Raw genomic sequence first — 14,706 nt, forward strand, 5'->3', positions numbered from 1 at the left:
CGGTCCGCGACGTCGAGCTCCCAGGCCACCAGCGGGTCGTACAGGGTCAGGCCGGTGAACTGGTAGCCGCCGGCGCCTCGGTCCGGCTGCCCGGTGGTCAGCGGCAGGTCGGTCATGGAGATGCCGTAGGTCAGGCTGCCCGGCGCCGCGCCCTCCGCGCCGGCCCGGCCCGCCGCTCCGAACGCGGCGAGCGCGGCGCCCCCGGCCATCAGGGCGCGGCGTGTCGGCTTGATCAGGTCCATCGTGTCTCTCGGCTGAACGCGGATGCGCCGCACGGAGCGGCGCCCGCTTCTCAGGCGCGCCACGGCGTTCTGAGGGACGCGATCCCGTGCTGCATACAGAATGATGCACGCATCATGCCTAGCCGGACCTCCGGAGGCGGCGACCGAGCCTGCCCGATCTCAGGCCCGCTCGACTTTTTAGGCCCGCCGGACTTTCAGGCCTGCCAGACTTGGCCGGGCCGGAGCGCCAGGAACCGCGCGGGCGGGAGGCCGGCGGCATCGAGCGCCGCCGCCAGGGCCTCGGCGGGCCGCTCGATCCCCTCGTCGGTGAGCTGGAACGTGCCCCAGTGATGGCCGAGTGCCTGCTCGGCGCCCAGGAGCATCAGGGCCTCGACCGCCTCGGCGGGATTGACGTGCTGCGCCTGCATGAACCAGCGCGGCTCGTAGGCGCCGATCGGCAGCGTCGCCAGACGGGGGGCACCGAAGCGGGTGCGGATCTCGCGGAACAGCGCGCCGTCGCCGAAGCCGGTGTCGCCCACGTGGTAGTGCACGCCCCGGGGCGAGGTGATCACGAAGGCGCACCACAACGCCATGCGCCGGTCGTTGACGCCCCGCGCCGACCAGTGGTTCGCGGGCGTCAGGTGGACCTGCAGCCCGTCGCCGAGGTCGACCGTCTGGCCCCAGTCGCGGGTCTCGACGTGCATGGTGGCGTCGTAGCCGCGCAGGATGGCGTCGTTGCCGAGGGGCGCCACGATCAGAGGCTGATGGCCCTGCCAGATCCGGGCAAGGCTCGGCCCGTCGAGATGGTCGTAGTGGTTGTGGGTGATCAGCACCGCGTCGATGGGCGGCAGGTCGGCCAGCGCGATGCCCGGCGGGTTGACGCGCTTCGGCCCGGCGAAGCGCACCGGGCTCGCCCGCTTGGCGAAGACCGGATCGATCAGGATGTTGCGGCCGGCGACCTGCACCAGGTAGCTCGCATGGCCGATCAGCACCACCCGCAGCCCCGCGACGCGCTCGGGGGGCCGGTCTGCGGGATGGGGGCTGGGGAAGCTCCTCGGCCAGGGCTCGCGCTGCCGCTTGGCCTGCCAGCGGAGCACGTCCGGCAGCGACTTGTCGGTCGCCTGGTCCGGCAGGAAGAACCTTAGCCCGTCGAAATGATCGGAGACGGGCCCGCTGTAATAGGGGTTCTTGCCGCGCCGGTGGGCGGCGTAGCCGACACCGCCGAGCGTCATCACCGTGGCCGCGCTGGCGACCGTGAGCAGGCTGCGCCGTTTCATGCGTCTCAGATGGCCGCCGCGGCGGACCGGTCAAGCTCTCCGCCGGCGCGGCCGGGCGCCTCAGGGGACGAAGCGCGGAGGCCGGCTCACTCGACGGCCTCGGCGGCGAGCGACAGGCGCGCCCGGTAGATCACCTTGCCGACGCCGTCGCGCACGCAGGCGACGTAATCCTGGCGCTCGACGTCCGGCAGCATGTCGCGGGCGATCGCCGACATGATCCGGGTGACCTTGGCGCGCGCGGCCGGCAGATCGGGCAGATCGAAGCCGACCTCATCGCGGATCGGCTGCGAGCCGTCGTGAAGATCGATGAAGAAGCGAGGCATCGGCGCGAAGCGTCTCAATGAGAGGTAATGCGCTGCGATGATTGCTCTATGTATGGTTAATGAGGTCTTAAATGCCGGGCGATAGCGGTGTCGGCGGCCGCCGGATCGACCACGAAGGGCGCGGAGCCGACCGCCGCGTCCGCGACCCGCGATGTCCGGCCCCCTCGCCGACGCGGCAGCGGGATCCGATCGCATCCCGTGCAAGCCGACGTGACCGCCCCGGGGCCCGCCCGTTCCGTGGGCCCGGTCAGGAGCGCCAGCGCAGCTCGCGACGCTCCAGCGGGTTGGCGAACGCGCGGCCGTCGCGGGCGGATTCCAGCGCCTCGCGCTTCAGGCGGAAATACCATTGCGAGGGCAGGTCGCCCTGTCCGAACAGCACCATGGTGGGCTTGCGGTCCAGGCCGGCCTGCGCGTGCTGGAGGACCTGCTGGTCCTGCGTCAGGAACTGGCGCATCAGCGGCCGGGCGACGGGCTTGAGCAGGTTCAGCGCCGGCATGCTCCAGTAGAGCGCGTTGGTGAGCAGGGTGCGGTCCGGGCTCAGCGGCGTCGCGAAGGTGTAGTTCGCCACCCGCTTGGCCCCCGCCCGGATGCGCTCCAGGCGAACGCCGGGCAGGCGGAACTCGATCTCGACCTCCGGCACGCCGCCGAGCAGGCGGTAGACCGGCGAACTCGTCGTGGTGGCGTGGCTCGTCATGACGAAGCCGTGCGGCACCGGCTGGAAGGTCTTCACCTTCTCGCGCAGCTGCTTCGAGGGCCGGAACCACCAGGAATCGTGCACGAAGGCGACGTGTCCCGGATCCACGAGGCTCAACGTCGTGAGATCGAACGACGCCTCGACGACGAGCGCGACCACGAGGGACCCCGCGGGCTCGAAGTCCAGCTCCGGCACGGCGGGCACGTCGCCGCCTTCAGGCCCGAGATGCGGGTTCACCCAGAGGAACCCGGCGCTCTCGCGGACCGGGAAGCGCTGGACCTGGATGCGGGAGAAGTCGGCGGCGTCGTGCTCCGAGAGCGTGGGGACGTCGCGGCACCGACCGTCCGTGCCGAAGCGCCAGCCGTGGAACGGGCACATCAGCGTTTCGCCGTCGAAGCGGCCTTTCGAGAGCGCCATGCCGCGATGCGGGCACCGGTCGCGCAGCGCGAAGGGGCTGCCGTCAGGGGCGCGGCCGAGCACGATCTGCTCGCCGTTCAGCTCGACGGCGCGGAGTCCCGGCCCGGGGCCCCTCCCACCGGCCGCCGTGCCGAGGCTCCGGGACGGACCGACGCAGTACCACGCGTTCCCGAGCGGCTGGCGCATCGCGTCGGGGTCGAGGGCGGCCTCGTCGGCGGGGCGGGGCGGGTTCGTGAAGGGCGCGTTCACGGCGGTGCGGCCTGACCTCGGGGGGCTCGTCATACGCCCGGGGGCCGAAACGGGGAAGCTCGCGGCCGGGGAGGACAAACGGGCGCAGGCGGGAGGCTTCACAATCCCGGCGCGGCCACCTACCTTCGCGTCACCCGCAACGAACGAAAGGAGGTGATCCAGTGTCTCATTGTCATCAGCCGTGTGTCTCGGCTCATCGGACCTGGACCGTCGCCTCCGGCGCGTCGCTCTAAGACGCGTCAGAGACCCGATCTCGGGACAGTTCCGCCGGACATCACGGTTCGGCAATGGAAGGGCCACCCTCTCGGGTGGCCCTTCGGCTTTTCAGGCCTCTGCGGGGACGCGCTCAGCGCTTCTGCATCTGGAAGAGCGGCTGGGCCAGCGCCTCGGTCCGCGCACGCCACAGGTCGCGCTCCTCGCGCACCGCGTCACGCTCGCCCGCCAGGGTGAGGGTCTCGGCCCGCAGCGCCTCGCGCTCGGTCCGCAACGCCTCCAGCTCGGTCTGGAACCGCTCGCGCTCGGAACCGATGCTCTCGCGCTCGGCGCGGATCTCGTCCTGCTCCGCACGCAGCTGCTCCAGCGAGCCGATCTCGTCGCGGATGTGCTCGCGGAGCGCCCGGATCTCCTCCGCCAGCATCGCCTGCAGGGTGTCCTGGTGCTCGGCCTCCAGGCGCAGCTTCGCCTTCAGCATCAGGTTCTCGGCCATCAGCTCGGACAGGTCGGCATCCTCGGGCGCCTCCTCGCGCAGCTCGGCGAGGGACTCCGCCGGTCCGACCACCCGCGGCGACCACACCGTCTCGGCGGCGCGGGCCGCCTTCGGCTCCGGTCGCGACGCCTCGGGCTGCGCCTCGCCGCGCGTCTCCGGCGCGCCCTGGGTCTTCATCGCCGCGAGCCAGTCCCGAAGCGGGCCGGGCGCGGTGCGGTTGGCGGCCTCGTTCGGCGGCGTGGAGCGGGCGGGTTCCGACATCGGCGGGCGTCCTGAGCGAATACCGCACGATGACAATCCGAACATGCTTAACGATCGGTAAAAACACCTGTCCGCGCAACGTCCTGTCGCAGGGCGACCCGGGCGGCGGGCCCTGCCGCGGACACGCGAAATTGACTTTCCGCCGCGGCGCGGCTACGTCCCGCCCTCCCGATCCGTAGCAGATCGACCCGTGCCAAGCCGACCGGTCCCGTGAGACCGGAGGTCAACGCCCGACAGCGCGTCTGCGCCCTCGGGCGCGATGGGCGTTGGGCCGATCCGCCAGGACGGGACCCGCCGGCCGAGGCACCCGCATGACGCAGGATCAGCAAGCGTTGACCATCGAGGACGCGATCAACGAGACCTGCCCCTGGTCGGGCAAGCCGATCTCTGCGGATTCGCTCACCCTCTACAACGGCGCCGTGGTGGGCTTCTGCAACCCGGGATGCCGGGACAAGTTCGCCGGCGCCGTGCGCAGCTTCGAGGCCGCCCTCCAGGCGCGCCGCGTCGAGCGCGCCGGCCTGGAACAGTAACGGCAGGGCTGCACCGGAATGTTCGAAGGCCTGTCCGACCGCCTCTCCGGCATCCTCTCGGGGCTCACCCGACGGGGGGCCCTGACCGAGGCCGACGTCACCGCCGCCATGCGCGAGGTGCGCCGCGCCCTGCTGGAGGCCGACGTCGCCCTCGAAGTGGTGCGCGGCTTCACCGACAAGGTGCGCGAGAAGGCGGTGGGCGCCGTCGTGCTCAAGTCGGTCACCCCCGGCCAGATGGTCGTGAAGATCGTCAACGACGAGCTCGTGGCGATGCTCGGCACCGACGCCGAGACCGTCGACCTCAACGCCCCCGCGCCGGTGCCGATCCTGATGGTCGGCCTCCAGGGCTCGGGCAAGACCACCACGACGGCCAAGATCGCCCGGCGCCTGTCCGAGCGCGAGAAGCGGAAGGTGTTGCTGGCGTCGCTCGACACCCGCCGCCCGGCCGCGATGGAGCAGCTCGCCGTCCTGGCCAAGCAGGTCGGCGTCGAGAGCCTGCCGATCGTGGCCGGCCAGTCGGCGGTGCAGATCGCCAAGCGCGCCATGGAGGCGGCCCGGCTCGGCGGCTTCGACGTGGTGATGCTCGACACCGCCGGGCGCACCACGGTGGACGAGGGCCTGATGGCCGAGGCCGCCGAGGTCAAGGCCGCGACCCGGCCCCACGAGGTCCTGCTGGTCGCCGACGCCCTCACCGGCCAGGACGCGGTCAACACCGCCCGGGCCTTCGACGAGCGGCTCGGCGTCACCGGCATCGTGCTGACCCGCATGGACGGCGATTCCCGCGGCGGCGCGGCGCTCTCGATGCGCGCCGTCACCGGCAAGCCGATCAAGCTCGTCGGCGTCGGCGAGAAGGTCGACGCGCTGGAGGAGTTCCACCCGGCCCGCGTCGCCAACCGCATCCTCGGCATGGGCGACATCGTCTCGCTGGTCGAGAAGGCCGCCGAGACCATCGACCACGAGCAGGCGCTCCGCACCGCGGAGAAGATGCGCAAGGGCAAGTTCGACCTCGAAGACCTGTCCATGCAGCTCGCCCAGATGGAGAAGATGGGCGGCATCGGCGGCCTGATGGGCATGCTGCCCGGCATGGGCCAGATCAAGAAGCAGGTCGAGGGCGCCAACCTCGACGAGAAGATGTTCAAGCGCCAGCGCGCGATCATCTCGTCGATGACTGCCCAGGAGCGGAAGAACCCCGACCTCCTCAAGAACAGCCGCAAGAAGCGCATCGCGGCCGGTTCCGGCGTCGACGTCTCGGAGATCAACAAGCTCCTGAAGATGCACCGGACCATGGCCGACATGATGAAGGCGATGGGCCAGGGCAAGCGCGGGATCGGGCAGGCGCTCGGCTCGATGTTCGGGCTGGGCGGCGGCGGCATGGGTGGTGGAATGGGCGGCGGCATGCCGGGGGGCCTTCCGCCCGGGATGCCCGAGCCGACCCCGGAACAGATCGCCCAACTCGAAAAACAGTTCGGCGGCAAGCTGCCGCCGATGCCGCCGGGCCTGGGCGGGGGCGGGATGCCCAGGATGCCGGGGCTTCCCGGACTCGGCGGTCCGAAGCTTCCGGGTCTCGGCGGGTTCATGCCGGGGAAGAAGAAATGAGCATCCTCTCCGCACAAGCCGTCGATCCCGAACTCGCACGCCTGCGCGACAGCATCGACAATTTCGATGCGGCGCTGATCCATCTCCTCGCCGAGCGGTTCCGCTGCACGCAGCGGGTCGGCGAGCTCAAGGCCCGCAAGGGGATCCCCCCTTCCGATCCGGACCGGGAGGCCCGTCAGGTCGCCCGGCTCCGCACCCTCGCGGTCGACGCCAAGCTCGACCCCGATTTCGCCGAGAAGTTCCTTGCCTTCGTGGTCAAGGAAGTGATCCGGCACCACCAGTCGATCGCGGCGACGCACGAGTCGGCGACCGACACCGAGAGAAAGTAAGACGATGGCCCTCAAGATCCGCCTCACCCGCGGCGGCGCCAAGAAGCGCCCCTACTACCGCATCGTCGTCGCCGACGCCCGCGCCCCGCGCGACGGCCGCTTCATCGACAAGGTCGGCGCCTACGACCCGATGAAGCCCAAGGACGATCCGGCCCGCATCGTGCTCGACAACGAGAAGATCCAGGGCTGGCTCGCCAAGGGCGCGCAGCCGACCGACCGGGTCCTGCGCTTCCTCGATCAGGCCGGCCTCGCCAAGCGCCCGACGCGGAACAACCCGCAGAAGGCCGAGCCGGGCGAGAAGGCCAAGGAGCGCGCGACCAAGCGCGCCGAGAAGGCCGCCGCGCCCGCCGAGGACGCCGCCGCGTAAGGCGCCGCATCATGGCGCGCCGCCCCGCAGGTCCCTCCCCCCGCGACGGCGGCCGCCGCGGCCGCAAGAACGCGGCGGTCGGCGCGATCGCGCCCGACGCCGCGACCTCGCCGAAGGCACCGGCCGCGAAGGCGCCGGCGCAGCCGGGGCCCGCCGATCCGAACCTCGTCCTCCTGGGCGAGTTCGGCCGCGCGCACGGGCTGACCGGCGAGGTCCGTCTCAAATCCTATACCGCCGAACCGATGGCGATCGCCGGCTACGGTGCCCTGCTCGGTTCGGACGGGCGCAGCCTGACGCTCGCCGAGGTGCGGCCCGCCCCGGGCTCCTCGCCCGACATGCTGATCGCCCGGGTGAAAGGCGTCTCCGGGCGCAACGCCGCCGAGGCGTTGAACCGGCTCGCCCTGTTCGTCCCCCGCGACCGCTTGGCCGCCCCGGAGGACGAAGACGAGGTCTACGCGGCCGACCTGATCGGCGCGACGGCGGTCGACGCGGCCGGGACCCTCATCGGGACCATCGTGGCCGTGCCGAACTACGGCGGCGGCGACTTGCTGGAACTGCGCTCGCCCGCCGGCGGCACCACCGCGCTCCTGCCCTTTACCAAGGCGTTCGTGCCGGTGCTCGACATGGAGCAGCGGCGGGTCACGGTGGTTCCCCCGGAGGACCTGTTCGCGCCGCCGGGGGAGAAGCCGGCCGACGATCCGGGCTGAGTCGGCAGGCTCGCGTGGGCGGGCCATACGGTCCGCGACACGACAGGCACACCCGATATGGCCCGCCCTCCCCCCTCCGCGGGGGAGGGAGTAGCGCGGATGCGGCCGCATCTCCCCTCGAACGAGGTGTGTGAATCCGGCAGCCCTTCCGGAAAGATGCCCCGCGCTTCGTCATCGAAACACAGCATCGCTGTCGCGGACCGTGCCCGTTTCGGCCGCGTAACCTCTACGGCGCCGGCCCCGCCACGGCGGCTCGGGCGATGACCAGAGGCTCGGCGCTCATGGCGAGCGGCCCGTCGAACGGGCGCTCGTGGAGCGCGATCAGGCCGAGGGTGGTCACCATGGCCAGCGAGAAGGTGGTCAGCACCGTGGCCTGGGCGGCCGGGTACTCTGTGTGGACGAGGCCCAGCGCCACGAGGGTCAGGGCCGCCAGGACCAGGAGGGTCAACCACTTGGTCTCGTCGCTCGCGGTCTGGCTCAGGGCCAGCCGCTCGCCGCGGTCGGCCCGCAGGGCCATGGCGGCGTTGAGCAGCGCGGCATGGACCGGGGCGCCGGCCTCGGCGGTGATCTTGGGATCGGAGACCGTCTCGAGCAGGCGCCGCAGCCCGGCCCCGGCCTCGGGCGCGTAGCCACCCTCGCTCATGCGCGGCCATTCCTGCCTGATCACCACGTCGAGATAGGCGGCGAGCGCCGCCCGGATGTCGCGCATGTCGGACACCGAGGCGAGGCTCAGATCGTAGACCGCCAGGGCGTTGGCGCGCTCGGACTGGAGGGTCCGGGACGCCGCCCGCTGCCGCTCCCAGGCGTCGTTCGCCACGAAGCCCGTGAGCAGCGCGAGCAGGGTCGCGATCGCCGTGAAGTAGGTGGGCACCATGCCGGCGCCGAGGCGGACCACCACCGGGCGCGTCCGGCGCAGCCGCGTCGCCAGCCACAACAGGGCGCTGAGGGTGGCGAACGGCACGGCCAGGGCCGCGAAGATCGCCCAGAGCGGTTGATCGAGCCAGAGTCCGAGGAGCATGCGGCGGCCTGCACCGAGAGCGATGGAGCCTGATCCTGCCGGTCGCGGGCTGAGAAACCGTGAAGGCCGGGCGGCCGCCGCCGAAGCCGCGCGCTACCGCCGCGTCGTCGCGTCCCGGCAGGGCCGGATCGTCGCCGGCGCCGGTCGCGCGTCCGGGGCCGGGGCGGCGAACACCGCCAGGTAGGCGCCTCCCTTCAGCGGATGGAACCCGGTCTCGCGATAGCCGGCGGCCGTGAGCTCGCAGCGCAGGAGGGCCGGCGGGGTGCCGTGCCGGGAGGGGACATCGTCCGCATCGACGATGCCCACCCGGCCGCCGGGCCGCATCGCGGGCGCGAGGTTGTAGAGGAGGCCGAAGGGCTGGGTGATCTCGTGGTACATGTGGACGAGGATCGCCGCATCCACGGAGGCCGCGGGCAGGCGCGGATCGTGCGGCTCGCCCCGGACGGCGGTGACGTTGGCGAGGCCAGCCACGCGCTTCTCCAGGGCCGCCAGGTAGTCCGGGGTGACGTCCTCGGCCAGCACCCGGCCGCCCGGACCGACCCTGGGGCTCAGCCGCACCACGTAGTAGCCGCTGCCGGCGCCGATATCGGCCACCGTCTCGCCGGGCGCGATGCCCATGCCCTTGGCCACGGCCTCGAACTCGCCGGCCCGGTCGCGCTCGGCCTCCGAGGACCAGCGCGGCGCGACGATCTCGGCCACGGGCCGGTCGGGCCGGGGGAAGGCATCCGCGGGCGCGCCGGGCGGCGCCATCGGCTCGGCCGCGAAGGCCGGGCCGCCGAGGACGAAGGCGAAGAGAGCCAGGAATCGGATCATGGCCGGTAACCCGCCGACGGCCGAAACGGTGCCGGCGGCGTTGACCATGCCGCACCCCGCGCGCGATCAAGCGCCATGACGCGCGCGGACACGCCCTGGCGGGCCACGATCCTGACCCTCTACCCGGAGATGTTCCCCGGGCCCCTCGGCGTGTCGCTCTCGGGCGACGCCCTCGCCCGGGGCGACTGGAGCCTGGAGACCCGCAACATCCGCGCGCACGGGCTCGGCCGCCACCGCTCGGTGGACGACACGCCGGCCGGCGGCGGCGCCGGGATGGTGCTCCGTTGCGATGTCCTCGCCGCCGCCATCGACGCCGCGAGCCCCGCCGACGACCCGCGGCCGCGGCTGCTGATGTCGCCCCGCGGCCGGCCGCTCACCCAGGCGCGGGTGCGCGCCCTCGCGGAGGGGCCGGGGGCGCTCATCGTCTGCGGCCGATTCGAGGGGGTGGACGAGCGGGTGATCACCGGGCGCGGCCTGGAGGAGGTCTCGATCGGCGACTACGTGCTCTCTGGGGGCGAGGTCGCCGCCCTGGTGGTGCTCGACGCCTGCGTGCGGCTCCTGCCCGGCGTGATGGGCAAGGCGGAGTCCGGCCTCGAGGAGAGCTTCGAAGGCGGGCTCCTCGAATACCCGCACTTCACGCGCCCGCGCGACTGGGAGGGGCACACGATCCCGGAGGTGCTCTCCGGCGGCAACCACGGCGCCATCGCCCGCTGGCGGCGGGCGGAGGCCGAGCGCATCACCGCGGAGCGGCGCCCCGACCTGTCCGGCGCGGTCCCGCCTCCCCGCTCCTGATCAGGCCGCCTCCAGGTCGATCAGCGGACCGTCGCCATCGTAATCGAGGGGATCGAGATGCAGCGGCTGCGGCACCGGCCGCCGGAGACGGCTCGGCAGCGCCATGTGGGCCGTTAAGGCTCCAATAACCACAAGCAGAGCGGACCAGACCGCCACAATTGCGGCGCTGTGGATAGACATGGGCGTACCTCGAACACAACACGGCACGCCATTAAGGCTAACGCCCCAGGCTTAATCGACTGTTCCGCCGCCCCGGACAGCGTGTCCCGGCCGGGAGCAGGCGCCGGCGATCACCGCCCCGACGGGCGCTTGCCAGACGGCCGGTTTGGGCGCATGCGCGCTCCGGGGAACGCCTTCCCGTCGAGGGGCGCCCCTCTGCGAGGATGGATCCGATGACCAGCCGCCCCACGCAGCGCCCGCGCGTGCCCCACTTCTCGTCCGGCCCCTGCGCCAAGCGCCCCGGCTGGAGTCCGGCCGCCCTGGCCGACGCCGCTCTGGGCCGGTCGCACCGCTCCCCCGTGGGCAAGGCCAAGCTCGGCCGCGCCATCGACCTCACGCGGGCGGTCCTTCGGGTGCCGGCCGATTACCGGATCGGCATCGTGCCGGCCTCCGACACGGGCGCCGTCGAGATGGCGATGTGGACCATGCTCGGGCCGAAGCCCGTCGAGGTCGCCGCCTGGGAGGCCTTCGGCAAGGAGTGGGTCACGGACGCGCTGAAGCAGCTCAAGATCGACCCCCGCATCCACCAGACGCCCTACGGCGTGCTGCCGGACCTCGCCGCGATCGACACGAAGCGGAGCGACGTGGTCTTCACCTGGAACGGCACTGCGGCCGGCGTGAAGGTGCCGGACGGCGACTGGATCGCGGCCGACCGCGAGGGGCTGACGATCTGCGACGCCACCTCGGCGGCCTTCGCGCAGCCCCTGCCCTGGGACAAGCTCGATGTCGTGACCTTCTCCTGGCAAAAGGTGATGGGCGGCGAGGCGGCGCACGGCATGCTGATCCTCTCGCCCCGCGCCGTGGCGCGCCTGGAGAGCCACACGCCGCCCTGGCCGCTGCCGAAGGTCTTCCGCCTGGTGAAGGACGGCCGGCTGATCGAGGGCATCTTCAAGGGCGACACGATCAACACGCCGTCCATGCTGGCGGTGGAGGATTACCTCGACGCCCTGGGCTGGGCCGAGCGGATCGGCGGCCTGCCCGCGCTGCACGCCCGGGCCGACGCCAACGCCCGGGCGATCTACGACTGGGTGGCGCGCACGCCCTGGATCGCCCCGCTGGCGGTCGATCCGGCGACCTATTCGAACACGGGCGTGTGCCTGGTGATCGCCGATCCGGACGTGCTCGCCCGGGGCGACGCGGCGGTGTCGGCCTTCGCGGAGGGGATCGTCGAGCGCCTCGACCGGGAGGGGGTCGCCCTCGACATCGGCGCCTACCGCGACGCCCCGGCGGGCCTGCGGATCTGGTGCGGCGCCACCGTGGAGACATCCGACCTGGAGGCGTTGACGCCCTGGCTCGACTGGGCCTTCGCCGAGGAGAAGGCGGCGCTGGCGAAGGCGGCGTGAGCGCCTGACCCGTGTGTCGCTCCCGTCCTGCGGGAGCGGCTGCGCAACCTTGCCGGCGCGCAGGGATTGCGCGATGTCTCGGACCGAGCCTTGGAGTTCCGCGATGAGCCGCCACGCCGTTGCCCGCTGCGCCTGGGCTTCGGACGCGGCCGTCTGGTACGTCTCGGACAGCGATGTTGCCGGCCTCGCCACGGAAGCGGCCTCGCTCGAGGCGCTGCGGCAGAAGCTACCTGGAATGATCCAAGATCTTGGCGAGGATGATCAGAGCGGGGACATCGACGTCGATCTGATGGCCTCCGCGCATGATCGGGCCCGCTTGGGAACTGTGCACCTCATCTCAGCGCCCGTTTGACACGGCTTCTCCCATTCCAAACCGCATCCTGAGGTTCTGCGGAGCAGACTCGAAGGAGGACTCCAGGGATCGCGCGACTGGCTAGAGGCCTCCGTCGAAGCCTGCGCTGCACGCCGCTGGCTCAGGATGAGGCTGCGCGTCGGATCTCCATGGCAGCGGTCTCCGGTAGCATTGGTGATTGAAGTGTGAGGGGCGGACAGGCTCCGAGGCTCGGCCGCCCTGCAATGAGATCTTCACATAAAAACCCCGGCCCACAGGGAGCCGGGGTTGTCATGCCGTGGACGCGGCCCCTTGGGGCCGCGCCGTCCGTCTCAGTAGTTGTAGGCGCGCTCGCCGTGATCGGCGATGTCGAGACCCTCGCGCTCCTCCTCCTGCGTCACCCGCAGGCCGATCGTCAGGTCGACGAGCTTGTAGAGGATCGCCGAGCCGACGCCGGACCAAAGCAGAGTCAGGCCGACCGCCTCCGCCTGCACGGTGAGCTGGCTCATCATGTCGTAGGCGCCGACGACCATCTCGCCCGGCTTCGTGCTGTAGTCCGGGATGCCGACGCCGCCGAGGTTCGGGTCGACCAGGATGCCGGTCGCGAGCGCGCCCAGGATGCCGCCGACGCAGTGAACGCCGAACACGTCGAGCGAGTCGTCGTAGCCGATGGCGTTCTTCACGGTGGAGCACATCACGAAGCAGACCACACCGGCCACGAGGCCGAGTACGATCGAGCCCATCGGGCCGGCGAAGCCCGAGGCCGGGGTGACGGCCACGAGGCCGGCGATCGCCCCCGAGACCATGCCGAGCAGCGACGGCTTGCCCTTGAGCGCCCACTCGGCGAACAGCCACGCCACCGCGGCCGCGCAGGTCGCCACGAAGGTGTTGAGCATCGCGAGCGCGGTGGTGCCGTTGGACTCGAGGTTCGAGCCGGCGTTGAAGCCGAACCAGCCGACCCACAGCAGCGAGGCGCCGATCATCGTCATGGTCAGCGAGTGCGGGGCGAGCAGATCGCGGCCGTAACCGATGCGCTTGCCGAGGATCAGGCAGCCGACGAAGCCCGCGATGCCCGCGTTGATGTGCACCACGGTGCCGCCGGCGAAGTCGAGGGCGCCCTTCTGGAAGAGGAAGCCCGCATCCTTGTTGACGGCATCCAGCGCCGCCTGGGCGGTCGCCTTGGAGGCGTCGTCGGTGGCGGCGGCGAGCGCCTTGGCGGCGTTGCCGACGGCGTCCGGGCCGGCCCAGTACCAGACCATATGGGCCATCGGGAAGTAGATGAGCGTGACCCAGAGGATCATGAACACCACCAGCGCCGAGAACTTCATCCGCTCGGCGAAGGCGCCGACGATCAGCGCCGGGGTGATCATCGCGAACGTCATCTGGAAGCAGATGTAGACGTACTCGGGGATCACGACGCCGTTGGAGAAGGTCGCCACGGTGGAGTTCGCGTCGACGCCCTTCAGGAACGCCTTCGAGAAGCCGCCGATGAAGTCGTTGATGCCGCCGCCGTTGGTGAAGGCGAGGCTGTAGCCGTAGAACACCCACAGCAGGCCGACGATCGCCACGATGGCGAAGACCTGGGTCAGCACCGAGAGCATGTTCTTGGTGCGCACGAGGCCGCCGTAGAACAGGGCGAGGCCGGGGACCGACATCATCAGCACGAGGGCCGAGGAGATCAGCATCCAGGCCGTGTCACCCTTGTTGGGGACGGGGGACGGCGGCGGCGACGCCGCTTCCGGCACCGGCGTCTGCGCGAGGGATGGCTCGATCAGGAGGGCGGCGATCGCCGCTCCTCCCAAGCCGAGCATGAGGGCGTGACGAAGTTTCATGGGCACGTGGCTCCCGGTCTCGATTCCGTGTTGATTCAGGCAGTCTGCAGGGCTCAGCGGGCCCGGGGGCGCCGGGCCGCGGATCCGAGGGCGTCCGATCAGAGGGCGTCGGCGTCGGTCTCGCCGGTCCGGATGCGCACCGCCTTCTCCAGCGGCATCACGAAGATCTTGCCGTCGCCGATCTGGCCGGTGCGGGCCGCTCCCGCGATGGCGTCGATGACGCTCGACGTCAGGTCGGAGGCGACGGCGACCTCGATCTTGAGCTTGGGCAGGAAGCTGACCGCGTACTCGGCGCCGCGGTAGATCTCGGTGTGGCCCTTCTGCCGGCCGTAGCCCTTCACCTCCGTCACCGTCAGGCCGTGGACGCCGATGCCGGTGAGCGCGTCGCGCACCTCCTCGAGCTTGAACGGCTTGATGATGGCCATCACGATTTTCATGGGCGACGCCCCCTTCGTAGTCCCTGGGAACCGTTGCCTTCGCCCGAGCTGCGGGACGACCCGGCCCGGATCGTCCGCCGGCGCGGGATGGCCTGCGGTTGGACGCCGCTATTCAAGGACTATGCCACGCAAGCTTGACCGGGAACCGCGCGTGGCCGGGCAATTTTGCCTAGGGATTAGCCGGGTCCGGTCAATACGGGGGCACCACAGGGAACCAAGATGCCCGGAATACGGGCAATCTGCT

At 71.4% G+C, this 14,706-nt stretch carries 16 protein-coding genes and 1 pseudogene; 8 read left to right on the forward strand and 9 right to left on the reverse strand.

The window, feature by feature from the left end; all coding sequences use genetic code 11:
- The 5 genes and pseudogenes from MKL01_RS09110 to MKL01_RS09130 all read right to left on the reverse strand — a co-directional run.
- Positions 1 to 242 (reverse strand): annotated as a pseudogene (locus MKL01_RS09110) (ABC transporter substrate-binding protein); the annotation flags it as partial.
- A gap of 194 nt (positions 243 to 436) precedes the next feature.
- Positions 437 to 1,498 carry an MBL fold metallo-hydrolase gene (locus tag MKL01_RS09115; RefSeq protein WP_243904894.1) on the reverse strand — a complete coding sequence of 354 codons (1,062 nt, stop codon included), beginning with the start codon at positions 1,496 to 1,498 and terminating at the stop codon, positions 437 to 439.
- Positions 1,499 to 1,584: 86 nt separating this feature from the next.
- Positions 1,585 to 1,821, reverse strand: a complete 237-nt coding sequence (locus MKL01_RS09120; protein WP_243904895.1) for a DUF6894 family protein — start codon at positions 1,819 to 1,821, stop codon at positions 1,585 to 1,587.
- Positions 1,822 to 2,068: 247 nt separating this feature from the next.
- Positions 2,069 to 3,118: a Rieske 2Fe-2S domain-containing protein gene (locus MKL01_RS09125; RefSeq protein WP_409566234.1), complete on the reverse strand. Its 1,050-nt coding sequence runs from the start codon at positions 3,116 to 3,118 to the stop codon at positions 2,069 to 2,071.
- A gap of 409 nt (positions 3,119 to 3,527) precedes the next feature.
- Positions 3,528 to 4,148: an ATPase gene (locus MKL01_RS09130; RefSeq protein WP_243904897.1), complete on the reverse strand. Its 621-nt coding sequence runs from the start codon at positions 4,146 to 4,148 to the stop codon at positions 3,528 to 3,530.
- A gap of 311 nt (positions 4,149 to 4,459) precedes the next feature.
- On the opposite strand from MKL01_RS09130, the gene MKL01_RS09135 reads away from it, so the two are divergent.
- From MKL01_RS09135 to rimM, 5 genes are read left to right on the forward strand one after another with little or no spacing between them, the layout of a single operon-like run.
- Positions 4,460 to 4,678, forward strand: a complete 219-nt coding sequence (locus tag MKL01_RS09135; RefSeq protein ID WP_243904898.1) for a glutathione S-transferase — start codon at positions 4,460 to 4,462, stop codon at positions 4,676 to 4,678.
- 18 nt (positions 4,679 to 4,696) lie between these two features.
- Complete coding sequence (gene ffh, locus MKL01_RS09140; RefSeq protein WP_243904899.1) at positions 4,697 to 6,274, forward strand: signal recognition particle protein; 1,578 nt, start codon at positions 4,697 to 4,699, stop codon at positions 6,272 to 6,274.
- Entirely contained in the window at positions 6,271 to 6,603 is a 333-nt protein-coding gene (locus MKL01_RS09145; protein WP_243904900.1) for a chorismate mutase, read from the forward strand. The genes ffh and MKL01_RS09145 overlap by 4 nt, the downstream gene beginning before the upstream one ends.
- A 4-nt stretch (positions 6,604 to 6,607) precedes the next feature.
- Positions 6,608 to 6,970, forward strand: coding sequence for a 30S ribosomal protein S16 (gene rpsP, locus MKL01_RS09150; protein ID WP_243904901.1), 363 nt, complete (start codon positions 6,608 to 6,610; stop codon positions 6,968 to 6,970).
- Between the two features lie 11 nt (positions 6,971 to 6,981).
- Positions 6,982 to 7,677, forward strand: a complete 696-nt coding sequence (gene rimM / locus MKL01_RS09155) for a ribosome maturation factor RimM (RefSeq protein ID WP_243904902.1) — start codon at positions 6,982 to 6,984, stop codon at positions 7,675 to 7,677.
- Positions 7,678 to 7,903: 226 nt separating this feature from the next.
- On the opposite strand, the gene MKL01_RS09160 is transcribed toward rimM, so the two are convergent.
- Positions 7,904 to 8,695, reverse strand: coding sequence for a DUF4239 domain-containing protein (locus MKL01_RS09160; RefSeq protein ID WP_243904903.1), 792 nt, complete (start codon positions 8,693 to 8,695; stop codon positions 7,904 to 7,906).
- Positions 8,696 to 8,788: 93 nt separating this feature from the next.
- A complete protein-coding gene (locus MKL01_RS09165; RefSeq protein ID WP_243904904.1) occupies positions 8,789 to 9,508 on the reverse strand; it encodes a class I SAM-dependent methyltransferase in 720 nt (239 codons plus the stop codon).
- 75 nt (positions 9,509 to 9,583) lie between these two features.
- Here MKL01_RS09165 and trmD point away from each other — a divergent pair, with 75 nt between their 5' ends.
- The 3 genes from trmD (at position 9,584) to MKL01_RS09180 (ending at position 12,214) form a co-directional block, all read left to right on the forward strand.
- The gene (trmD, locus tag MKL01_RS09170) at positions 9,584 to 10,300 is read left to right on the forward strand and encodes a tRNA (guanosine(37)-N1)-methyltransferase TrmD (protein ID WP_243904905.1); all 717 of its coding nucleotides are present in this window, start codon (positions 9,584 to 9,586) and stop codon (positions 10,298 to 10,300) included.
- A gap of 392 nt (positions 10,301 to 10,692) precedes the next feature.
- A complete protein-coding gene (locus MKL01_RS09175) occupies positions 10,693 to 11,862 on the forward strand; it encodes a phosphoserine transaminase (protein WP_243904906.1) in 1,170 nt (389 codons plus the stop codon).
- A 103-nt stretch (positions 11,863 to 11,965) separates the two neighbouring features.
- Complete coding sequence (locus tag MKL01_RS09180; RefSeq protein ID WP_243904907.1) at positions 11,966 to 12,214, forward strand: DUF1902 domain-containing protein; 249 nt, start codon at positions 11,966 to 11,968, stop codon at positions 12,212 to 12,214.
- Between the two features lie 311 nt (positions 12,215 to 12,525).
- Here MKL01_RS09180 and MKL01_RS09185 read toward each other — a convergent pair whose 3' ends face one another.
- Both MKL01_RS09185 and MKL01_RS09190 read right to left on the reverse strand, forming a co-directional pair.
- Positions 12,526 to 14,025 (reverse strand): ammonium transporter, encoded by a 1,500-nt coding sequence (locus tag MKL01_RS09185; protein ID WP_243904908.1) that lies wholly within the window; start codon positions 14,023 to 14,025, stop codon positions 12,526 to 12,528.
- 98 nt (positions 14,026 to 14,123) lie between these two features.
- Positions 14,124 to 14,462 (reverse strand): P-II family nitrogen regulator, encoded by a 339-nt coding sequence (locus tag MKL01_RS09190; RefSeq protein WP_010683623.1) that lies wholly within the window; start codon positions 14,460 to 14,462, stop codon positions 14,124 to 14,126.
- Positions 14,463 to 14,706: the final 244 nt, after the last annotated feature.

Origin of the sequence: Methylobacterium sp. J-070, assembly GCF_022829385.1 — a bacterium.
GTDB lineage: Bacteria > Pseudomonadota > Alphaproteobacteria > Rhizobiales > Beijerinckiaceae > Methylobacterium.